This is a genomic window from Legionella qingyii, assembly GCF_003184185.1.
This window is the reverse complement of record NZ_QHJG01000004.1, coordinates 127414-140002: the sequence shown is the minus strand read 5'-3', so window position 1 is coordinate 140002 and position 12589 is coordinate 127414. Positions and strand designations below refer to the sequence as shown.

Below are 12589 nucleotides of genomic sequence, written 5' to 3'. Positions count from 1 at the left end.
TAACTAACTTCACTACATAACTCAAAGTGGATTGTTTTTATCCCTATTCAGTTACTACGTTGTACCTGTAACACTAGTGTGTGTAGTAGTTTTTTTTTGTAGTCTTGGTTACTTACGTGTAGTCCCGACAGTGGCTGTAGTAGTCTACGTTTCTGTCGGTCTAATAGGCCTATCAATAGCCTGACACTGGCCTTAAATGTGAACAGGATACGTAGGTCTTTAAGCAGTTAGGCGCGGGCCTTTAACAGGGTAAACACCGTACCGGGATCTTGGCCTTTCGCAAAGGCGTCTTGTTCTTTTAGGTCTTATGTTCTCGTACTTCGTAGCCAAAACCAATCGTGAATAAGACTCATATGGACATAAACATAATCTTTACCCACCTGTACACAAAGTACTAAAATAGAACCGTTTATCAAGACGGACCTAAGTTAAACATAAGCGTTGGGGGCATCAAAATACCACACCAAAAGGAAAATAGGTTGCGCGCAAGTAAAGTGACTTTTGTGCAGTTGACTTGTACAAGTGGGAATAACGATACCCCTATCCACAACGTACCCAAATGTCATGGTAGCGGAATCATAATGGGCCAAATAAAGGACGACGGAATGTCTTAGTTCCATACTAGTTGCAAATAAAACTTCGTCGACGTCAGTAGTGGTGAAACCAAGACGATCCAGTTCACGACCTTAATTTTCGTGCTCTTGTTTGTCCTCCACGATAAGCGCGAAATAACTTGGACCAAGGACTTTCACGCGCAGCTTAACTAGGTTTTCCATTACTCCTCCTTCATTGGAACCTAGTTCAGGTCCAACCCCTATTCGAGGCACAAGCTGGACCTCTTTTTTATGGGCATCTACCACTCCACAAACTTCCTGCGTCGTGACAGCTACTCAGATACCAATGACCCCTTAGCTACGGTTAGTCATTTTTACACCCGAGTTTTCACTAACCTCGGTGTTATTTGGTCTTACCGTCAAAATATTACTTCCGTCTCGTACAACCGTCGCTATGGTACGATCGTGTGTAACATGTATACCAGTCACTTCGCGTTGCGTCGGCTCGAGGATAAGTTGCTGACCGGCTATGTCAAAGACCAACCAAACACGGACGCCATTAAAACTAACGACATCAACGAAAGTAGCGAACCAAGAAGGACCCGGGCGTTGGACGCAAGTCGATACCAAATGAACGTCGCCAAAGTCACGACTAATAACGGACAGGAACACGAGATCCTAATCGGTGGGGGTACAGGTAATACCAACGACAGCCGTTTCCACGCGTCTTACCACATAATCAATTTTTACGTCACCGTAACCTTGTTTACCTCGTTCACTTTTAAGAACAACAACTATTTTGCCCATGAGACTGGGAACCAGTGGGATTTAATTGGGTTTAATAGTGTCTTTTTCTCAAACTTCGACTACTTTATGAGCGAGATCGCCGACGTGATCTTGTCGTTTCACTTGTAGGAGAACGGTTACGTTAATACTGACGTCGTTTTCTCTTTGTTAATAGTGAACGTCGTCATAGTCTAAAACTTCGTCAAAGCCCTTTTCCTCAATAACCGTTCTAGCTACCAAATTTTTAACGCGAACCCTTAGACGTTAACTACGCTCTTATACCCTGTTTATTAGGGAGTGAATAACTCGCACGTCTACTCAATGCACGGCTTCCTCGTTGGCACTACAAAGACCGATAGCGTCCACTTTGCCACCGCGAAGACAGTCAACTCCTAGGATAATTTAGCTCGTGTGGACTTCGGTATGAACTCAACGTTTTTTTACCCTAACTCCAGATATACGAGTGACCTCTGTCAGTTTTTTGGCGTCTCAGTCACCGCTCAGCCAACCCATAGTTATTACACTAACGACTTTAATACGGGCTCCTATTCGCAGCGCATCAATCACTCGAGTTTCTCTTTCCGAAATAACACCGTTACCGTCCCCTACCCCACTTACTACGAGGTCGAAACCGTTATCGCCTATAACCATAACGTTACCCATGTCCATGACTACATCGTTAACTCTCACGCCCATAATGAGATGAGGTACCACTAAACTTACCTTAGCAATTTCGGATGGTGGACAGAGCCCGTTGTTACTCATTGTATGCGGTCTTAAATAAGAAACGGAAATAAATATTGCCTAATCCTCAAGGCGACCGACGTCCTCATAACATAGGTCATTGGCCTAACGACGAGTTAGGATAATAGCGACGTTGACGTTACCGTAATTCGAGACAAAGCCACTAATAATTACGGGAGTCTAATGCTTCTCGGTACGAAATTTTATCGGAACAAAGTTATGTAAGATATTTGATATCAGACCAATAACTACACTAAATTAACTATGTTTTTAAAAATACGGATTTCATGAGTACTCGCGAACAGAAGAACCAGTTTTTCAAGCAATACTACCCCCTCTAACGAACGTTTCGGTAGGTGAAAACGTCGTTACCAAATTCCTTCCTTTGTATTAATGGTAAACAGGCCTTTACCGACCACCCGATGGATGTGGTTCTGGAGGACGACTCTAAGTCCCATTTTTTAGCCCACGACTACATAATTTCTTTTTACGAAATCAGTTTTGTTTATCGTTAGTCCTACACTGACTAAAAAAAGAAGTTCCCCGCGTTTTTCGTGAACTCGAACATTTTTTTATAGTGTATGCACAACGATAAAATTTCCGCTCTTCGGGAAGAACACCCAATTCACTCTAAATACTACCTTGAAAATGAGCGTGTAATTATTTTCCACGTCCACAATGACGGCGCGATAATTACCTTGTGCCACAAGTCCATAAACTACTTTTAGTATAACTACTCCGTAAAGCACAGCGTTGACGTAATCCCATTTGGAGTCCTTATGTTCAAGTATTAAACACAGATATAACTTTCTTTAAATAAAAGTTCCTCCTCAACATTACCTTATGTTTACAGTATTTACACCTTACCCGCACTTTTTGAATTGCACGTCGTTTACATTAAGTGGTAACCAATTGCTACAACAGTTCTGCTTGCTACCATACCAAGTTCATCGCTTTACAGGATTATCTACACCCGTTTAATTTAGTGGTTGTACAACACCAGTGCTATACCATACAAGACTAATTAATAACCGATACTTAACACCGACCCACCCCGCATCGTTTTTGGCCCAAATAAGTATGAATATATCTTTTAAAGACTCAAGACGATGGAAGATAATTCAATAATTAGAATCGGATGCGGGGCACAAGACTGGGACTCTCCCTCCGCGAAAACCACTGGTAGAGAGTCTGGATTTCGCGTTATGCATCTTGTAGATAATAATTTATTATTCGACGGAAAATATCAAGTCCTGAATGCTTTTTGGGTTAGAGAAGCAATTTTTGTAAAAAACGGAGCTGGAACCCCAAAAGCATTCAGGACATCAACACAATAGAGTCACTATTGTGTTCGTTCTTCCATACCCTACATCGTTCTGTGTACAAGTAATTGAATAAATGCCGTTCGAACGTTTATCTACCTAAACATTTAATTCTTATTTAGGTATAAAGTATGTTATAAGACGACGTATAAGCACTAATGCAACTAAAAAAAGGTCTAGATTTTCTGGACCGAGGGTTTTCGACTGGTGAAGTAACTAAAGTCTTGCAAGACGGTTTCAGTTTAGGACAGGAAATAGAGCTTACCGCGCTTGTGCAACGCCAAGAAAAACCATAGATAAGTACCCTGAGTGTTTGTGGACAAATAAGCAAAAAAGTCGGGTAAGTACACGGGTACGGCCATGAAGCGATATCCCAAACATAACTAGAAGAAGCCCCCGACTGTACTGTTTGAAGTTTATTAGTCGAGCAAGGTTGTAAAAACGTAACCCAAGGTTCATAGCTTAGCAAGCGGGTAAAAAAAGGTCCGTAAACCCTGATTGATGATTATAGCACGAAAAACCTTCCAGTCTATTTTATCTTTATGGCAAGCTAAGTTAAACTCATATAACCTTTATGCCAACCCGAAGGAGATTTTTCCGTCTATTTAAAACAACATTACTCCCAAGGGGTGGTCATTACTGATTTTAATAAAAAAAACGGTCTGGGACCCGGGTCCTCCCCCATCTCTCTGAGGCTAAGACTTTTTTTCGTAGTTAATCCAATAGACGAAGGAGGTTATTTCTCCTTTTTGAAGAGGTAAGTGGTTGCAGTTTCATTCATAGTGTTTTTCTTGTACGATTTAATGTAAACCGATCTGCTTATTTTATCCGTCCTACTGGTGCTTTTCCGGGAAGAGGGACATACCATTTTTTTGCTGACCATTGTTTTTCAAGTGGACCTAAACGACAAAATTTTTTCCTAAAAGGATGAAAAAGCAAGTCCGGCTTGTAACTAAATGGGACCGCACATATTTTAAAAATGTATAATATGAGGTAACGTAAATTTTACAATCGTGAACGATAAATAAAAATAAAATATCAACATAACGCACCAATGAAAACCGATCGATGACTAACCTAGTTCCTTTTAGCAAACTAATTTAACTACAAAAGACTCCGGTTAACTATTTAAGAAAGTTAACAAACGACCGAATAAACTAACTTTCACTCAGAATAAAGTAAAACAACCCTGACACCATAACCATTTATAAGTACGCTCACTTCTTAAAAAAAGTAACTTAAGTTTAGTTATCGTAGTTTTCGTATTTTTAATAACGCTCATATTTAAAGTTCCCCTTTACTACGGAAGAAATAAAGTCCTAATTTTAAGTTAAATGATTTTCCATCAAATAATATCAACCTCGTTAAGTCTAGAAATATAGCAAAATACTTCAAATAAGCTAAATTTATCTTTTTTAGAACGCTTTACGGCGAATCAAAAGACAAATATTTTCTCGTCAATTAATTCCCCTCCGGGTCCGGATGTATTAACTATTTTTCGTTAAGTTTATGAGCAAGTTACATCTAAAGATAAAATACAAGTACTACTAAATAATTACGAAGCACTTATTTAACTTTCAGCTCAGGAAAGGTACCACAACATAGCTTTACATTTATGGTTTCTTCCATCATTTGAGGTAGGGTACCAACACGCATTATGACGAGACGATAAAATAAAACGTTGAATGCTTAGAGTACTTGCTCTCTACCCCATTATTATATTCCTTAAAACCCGAAATTTGTTTGGCGGTACGGTAAACAAAATACTAGTGCTTACCGCTCATTGAGCTATAATACGTGTCGTTAGGACTAATTTTATTTTTTTTGTTATATTTATTCCCTTCTTGTATATCTTCACATCATTTCTTTAGACCTAAAAAGTTTTTTTGCGAAAAAAATAACAAATACCCGCAATCTTTGGTCAGCATGTAGATAATATGAACTTTACACAGAATTAACAAGTGTTTCAACCCAATTACTAAGAAATCCAGGGCTATATAGTTAGTCCAAGTGTCGTTAACGGGGTGCACTAAATAAAAGGTAAACAAGTTACAACATCAAATCAAAACTATATAAAACCCACTAAAAGGGGTAGCGAGGACCCCGTAAAAACAACTATTAATTATATGCCATTGTTAAGCCATGAACTCAACGACTCTCCCTATATAATCCTTTTAATTGTCTTATAAGCTACTACGGTACAAGATTTATTAATGTTTATAACGCTTACTGGTAAAGACGTCGCGAAACAAGACGAAGGACTCATGAACGAGGGTTTACCCCCTTCCTGTTTTGTAACCCTACTGGCCGGTTTAATTGACAACCCTTTAGACATTATATAGGGTACTAAACGACCAATAAATTAACAACGTTTTAGCGTCGAAGTGACTGATAAACAAGCGCGCTTTTTAACTCATTGTCGTATACCCCAAATTGGTTCCATTATAAAAGAAGTAATTAATTTACTCAACATCGACTTAAATTTCCCTATACATCCCATTATTATAGACGTACTCGTTCATTATGTAAGTAAAGGTATTGAAAAAGTTGAGGTCCGTAGTTTCGGTCTCGTAATCAGTTTCAGTATAAGCATAGTTTTGGGTTATGGAAGTAAGGATTTCGGTCGGGTCGTAATCGATGAAACTGCGGATATAATGGATTCGGATACTGGGGGTTTCAAAATGGACTTTAAAGTACCGGTTATTTAAAGAAAAAAAATCAAAGCTAAAGAACTAACTTATTTACGAGGAGGAGAAAACTGTCAAGTCATTATTTCCTCGCCCAAAGTAGATTTACAGATATTGGGTAATAGTACCGTCGGTAGTGGTTAAGAAAATGACGTAACCGTAAACGAGGCCCTCGTATTTTATGGCCTTATGGGTATAAGCATTCATGTAGTTGTCCCTATAATAGTTATGGCCAAGGCCGAGCACGATGGCGGAAATTAGAAAAACTTTTAACTACTAATACATTAAATACCCTCGCGTGTTCTTACCGTAGTCCGAGTTGACCCAATTCCGGATCAACTATTTACAGTCCTACTTTGTTTGAGTTCGGGACACCGCTATATAATAGTTCTTGAACTTACTATTTGTACCAGTAGAGGGAACTAGTCTTGTTGTCTCAATATTTAAAGTCGTTCGGGGACAAGTATTATTCGTATTATAACACTTCCGTTAAAAAAGTTGAGTAAGACTCAATCGGGATTTCCCTAATAGCCCATTTTTGAACTTAACGACTATATTTTTAGTCTCACTAAAAAGTGGGTAAGGAATCCTAAATCCGGACGTTTTGGTTATTTAGCACAATGATAAAGAGCTCGAAGGGTCAGTGAATGCGGTAGTGGATAGTTATTTCTCGCAAGTAGCCCAAACTCATGACTCCGTTAAAGATAGCAAAATGGTAACGGAACCCAGTATAACGAAACAAGTAGTTTAGGAACTATTAATGGAACGAGTAGTTTTATGTGTAGATGACGCTCGTGTAATCAACGTCCTTAAGGATTTCAAACCCGTTTGACTTGGTGACGGTCAAATTAGGGTCGTCTTTATTATATCTAAAAAAATAAGTTTGACACATTATCGACTTACTCAAGAACACGAGGCCCTCGTTATACAACAGACATCGTAAGGCTATTGAGAAGATAAACAAAAGCTCACCCAACCTGTATTAGGTTCGCGACCGCTATTAGTGACCATCAGTATGGGCAAAACGGGTATGTCGCACGTCATTAGACTACATGAACGAGACGCTGGGGCAAATAGCAACGATTAAGTAATTACGGGAGTTATTCCCTATCCCATGGTAGTGTTAGTTTCTTTTTTCATAATTACCCCCATAAATATCGGGTCCCTAAGACTACTACGTACATTAACGGGGATAAAAATTTAACTCTAAGTGTCTTGACCACAAAGACTCGATACCAATATGCGGAGAAACCGGTAATTGGCCACGTTAACAAGCCGTTAACACACGGTTATCAAAAATAGTATTTAATAAGGAACGGCACCAAATATAAGTACCGCAAGATTGTCTGCTAACTTAACAAGTTTATTTATTCACCGTTTTCTCACCAAAAGTATCGCCCATCTTCCCAGGAGTTTTTTAACGAGGTAGACGAAGTATTAATATAGTCATAATAGCGATCGAAGACGAAGTAACAACTAGAAAAGGCGAGAATAAACAGGTAGGAGCCATACCGCGGTGGTTGATTTGGTAGGTAATCCAACCGCCCACAACTATGGGTCAAATATCATTAATGATATTCGTTAGGTACGTGGGCTATACCATAAAAAGTTGAGAAATTCGGTCAGATGTCAATTCAAATATAGACAACGTGTTGGACAATAAACGAGTAAAAAAAAATTTTTTAGCACGCTACTACGTAACTCAAACGCGGCACAGGCACTTCCTAAAAATACGAAATAAACCCCAGAACTAAACCATTCTACTGATTCACCAAAGCATACTCATAATAAACATAGGCCTAGTTACTTACAGTGACTACAATTAGATCTAACAAGAGACCGCCGTTAATTAACGCGGGAAGAAACTCGTTGATTAGGACCTCCTTATAGTTTTAACAAAAAAGGACGTTTACTTCAACTGACGAATAAGAAAAACGGGTAATATTAAGGAATAGGGATTCAATAAGTAATCTCGAAGACGTACACGTAAAAAAGTAAATAACGACGCAATAGAGACAAAGACGTGACGAGTAAATGAAGTACATTTTAGCCGAGGAGCTTTGTTTTTACGGAACATGACTCCGTTTTGGATGTCAATACGTTCTAGAGATAAATAATGTAGTTTAACTATACTAAGATTCCGTTGAATTAGTATATCCGAGAAAAAAATGATACGTTATTAGGACTAGGATTTAAGTAGAACGAAGTTAACAATCTTATTCAATTCCGAATTGCAGCATGGAGTTCTTATCCAGATATGAACCTTATATTAGCCAAGTCCTTTTCCTTACGGATACTTGCGAATATGACATCTATAGGTTGTAGGTCATTGGTAAGGGTCATTTTTACAAATAGAGTTGCCCAAAAATAAGTAGGGACTCCTCCGCTTCCCATACCACTAAAAACATGTACCTTCACCTTCGTCAGCTAAGTCGTTAGCGTTGGTTATACATCGTTCGTGGAACTTACTTCCTTTTATACGTTGCAACGAAAAACTAGATGAATGGAGTGTTCTTCTACAGTAACTATTACAGTGAGCACTTAAAGCAAAACTATAAGTAAATAACCGGAGAGCTGAAGAACTACATTAAGTAACCACATGGTTTCTTAAACGTCGTATAGTAAAAGGTTAACCAAACAAACCCCGATCGTGTCCTCCACCACGCCGTGAACATCGTCGTCGTGTCCCGGGACTAAATCAGTTTCGCTAACATAGTGCACCACCATCTGGTCTAAATCGGGCTTTGATAAATGGAGTTCAGTTCTCGGGATGCAATGAATAACAACCACCTCTACTACTCCATCAATAACCCGAATTAGTCGTCCGCTACAGAGTTTACTCGACGTAGTGTGTTAACCTTGACCAAGGGCCTCGTTGAGTAAACAAACTCCTCGGACCTTTTAACCTCCTCCAAAGTTTGAATCGGTTTTTTACCAAACTGGTTATAACATAACCTATTTCAAACACAGGCTCCTCCGAAAATACTTATTCCTACGAAACGTTTTCGACCAGCTACTTGACTTACTATGTTAACAGGGAAACCCGCGGGTTCTACTTCTAATACTACGTCACGAACTCGTTTATCCGCTACGAGCAAAACATTACTAACCACTTCGCAGGGTACCTTGGGTACTCAAGATAGTCCGAGCATAAGTTTATAGGGTTGCAGAATAATTTCTCACGCCTAAATACCGTTAACGTTAACTTCCTCTAACCGGACTACGAATAGCACAGGTAGCAATAAATGTCCCTCTTCCTTGATATCGAGTATCACTCGTTAGAAACCTACGAAAACTCGCTAAAGGTTGAACCTACACCGCATTATGCTGCGAAGGAGGTAAAGAATTAACCAATGCAGATATATTACTGTCAAACGGACGTCGTTTTTTTTAACCTAAAATACCAGAACTAAATATATCGAATTTAAGTAGCTACGTTCGTCATTAACTAAAAGATTTATTTTAGCTAGGACTTCGCCGTGATGCACGGTTTGTCGCTATACGCACAAAACTAGTAGAATTAGTTCTAGGAGTTTACATGCCGATAGATTAATCACGGCCTTAATTTTTTAGGACATAATTACTTCGTCACCGAGTTAATCAACTTAACGTTGTGGCACGAAAACTTATGGACGTAGCACTACCTTAACGACAACTTCTACTTATAAAGAAACGTTGAGTTTTACGAGCTAACCATTTTTTACGTCTTTTAATAATAGCGAGGTACGACCTTCCGTCCCAAAGTTGTACCTTATAGGCTCTATGAGTATACCGTCTTTGTGAATTACAGAACCGACTAGTAAACCTTTGTGCGAAGTTATTCGGCCGATTTTAGTAATAAACCCGCGTATTAAGTGTACAACCCCTAAGCGCACGCTGACTTTACCCACTTGCACTACTTAAATTAGACCCCGTCAACCATGCGCTCGTTATACCGTATTTAAGAATAAGAGAACCAAAGAGTTGAATACTCCCGTGACAATACCGACGTAGACTAACCCCTTCTCGTCCTCTCTTTTTCGTGTATTCTGGACCAAACGGTCCTTCGATACTTCTTGAGAAAGTAGTCGATTTTATGTTCTTAAAAAAGAATTTAAATGAGTTATTACTCTTTAACCTTATGATAAATTTATAAGGAGCGAACGTCGCCCGATATCCTCACCAGATAGAAGGTCTTTCGCTTGCGAAGTCGGTAATAAAAAAATGCGCTGAAGGAATAGTTAAGCTACCCAATTAAGTAAAACTATTTTGCTCGCGAAATTTCGGTAATTCAGTTTTTGTCGAATACTGGTTAGTTACTATTGTTTTTTCCTATGGAAAACTACATACATTTGACCTACATCGTCTCACCTTGAGCGCTAAGACCTTATGAAGTTAATGGGCCCAAAACGACACTCAGGGGTCCGATGCTAATAATAAACTATACATTACACCGATTTAGAAGAAGTAAGTCTCAAAGAAAAAAGTTATTATTTCAGCGCGGAAAAAGATTTTAAAATTATACGAAAAAATATTATAAATGCCGTAGTAGTTTACGCCAAACCTATTAAAACGCCTGACGACGTAGTTAGAGTGTTCGTCAAAGAAGTGATTTGAGTGCTAGCACTCCGCAGTATCCTCTGAGGTCCTTACCACTCACAAGAAAGACCATCCAATGTCCAGGCTCAAGAAACAGGTACGGCATTGCGTACTGGTATGAAGCACGTTATAGACAACGGAACCGTTCTAGTAGCCGACGAGGGCAACTTTTAGCTGGTTTATGTTGTTTAAGACGACGAGAAGGAGGCTCGTTATGGTAGTAAAATAAAAAATTAAGAAGGAGTCAGTAGTCTATCGCCAGAAGTCACCCCGCAACTTACCATATGGGGTTTGAGGGATACGGCGCACCTTATTATCTTTGAAACACGTGGACTAGATGTAATCCATTTCTTTCGCGCTAGTTTCACACGGGGTAAAGCACTATACGGTGACGAAAAGCGAGAAGTCCTAACTCATTCGCTAAGAAAAAGAGGTTTGGGCGATGTTAAGCAAGTTGTCGCAACCATTTCAGTAGGTACGAATGTCTAAGTCGTAGTACTGCGCACCGTTCGTTTCGACGGAGCAACTGCTCTAAACGGTTTAGACGTGGTCTTTTTGGGCCGCAATTCCGACGTTAACAAAGTCCTAGTTATAGCCTCCGAAAAAAATAAAAAAAGTCTACTTGTAAATCTTAAAGATGAGCCGGAAAAAATAGTCCAGCTAGCTGCTCATGTACCGCTAGTTTTGCAGGTCGTGCGTTATTACGGCCTAGTTCTTAAAGACCAGCTAAGCAGCGCCGCTCATTCTAATTAGGGAGTGACCCCAGTTTCGGTAGGTAAAGTCTTTCATTGACTAAATTTCAGACAAGGAAGAGTAGTACAGGTGGCGGTTCTCCTATACGTGGTGCACGAGAGGGGTTTCGTAGTTCGAGTAGTTATTTTTATTAACGGCCTCGACAAAGGGCACGTACCTATTTCTCTAGAGCATGCGCACGTCGGGGTTGTGGTTGTTTGTAAAGATGCTTAAGACTTGGTAATTAACTTTTTTTACCATGAGGACGGAGAGGACGGTGGCGAGCACGCTCATTACAAAATGGACAAGGTCCTCCTGGTTGATTTTCATGAGGAAATCCATATACCCGAGGCTATGCTCATATTACGACGCCTAAGAACTCCTTGAGCTGCTGAAGGTATTCGAGTCGAAAACGAAGTAGATGAGGACGTTGTAGAACTTTACTATGTACACAAAGAAAAAGGTACATCTAAAATCGAAATGAAAAGGGTTGTAGGTTTTGAGGCGGTCGTCGACTTGGGTACGCGGAATAGTTTTTTGAGGTGTTTCGTTTTTTTTCATTACGTCCTTATTAGGTTCTGTCATAGTACCAATCGGTAAACAAAAGTCGAACAGGTAATTTAACATGAAAACGACGAAGGTCTCACCTATGTTCTCTCCCTAGTAATTATGCCTGACATCATTAGACCCCAAGAAACGGTGGCATAAGAAAATAAAGAAACTCAAATAGAAGACCCTCATTAAGACAATTTGGAAGTCCAAAATTCAAACGCCATTATATCAGAACTCATTCATTCTGCAATAGATTGAATAGACGAAAGTTTTCAAAATATTTTAGCGATATTCGTTATAGATGTCCTACACTACGCTTTTTTATCAAGACCTTATTCTCCTATTAGGTCTTTTAGTAGTTTTATATGGTCTCGCTTTTGACGGTAACAAATAAAAGGTGGTGAGGGGGACTAAATTCTAAAAATAGAATGAATCATCTCTTTTGCTTGACCAAAATATGTCATATATGGTTTGCTACTTACTAGTACAGTAGTCATAATCGGTTTAAACTATAAAAAATGCACATCTACAGTACGGTACTACGGATTAACTCGTTATGATCGCGAGTAAAAAATTCAGCGTTTAGCTATTTAAACCCACACGATTGATAAGGTCTTCTATTATTCTTTTCTTT

The 12589-nt window shown here is 39.2% G+C and carries 2 protein-coding genes; both read left to right on the top strand.

Going from position 1 to position 12589, the window contains the following annotated elements:
- Positions 1-845 precede the first annotated feature (845 nt).
- Entirely contained in the window at positions 846-1469 is a 624-nt protein-coding gene (locus DGG96_RS20645; protein ID WP_133249325.1) for a hypothetical protein, read from the top strand.
- Positions 1470-3289: 1820 nt separating this feature from the next.
- Entirely contained in the window at positions 3290-3421 is a 132-nt protein-coding gene (locus tag DGG96_RS21290; RefSeq protein WP_276309312.1) for a hypothetical protein, read from the top strand.
- The last annotated feature ends 9168 nt before the right edge of the window (positions 3422-12589 follow it).

Coding starts and splice junctions, on each gene's coding strand:
- DGG96_RS21290 (WP_276309312.1), top strand. CDS start 3,290: ATGCATCTTGTAGATAATAATTTATTATTCGACGGAAAATATCAAGTC.
- DGG96_RS20645 (WP_133249325.1), top strand. CDS start 846: ATGGGCATCTACCACTCCACAAACTTCCTGCGTCGTGACAGCTACTCA.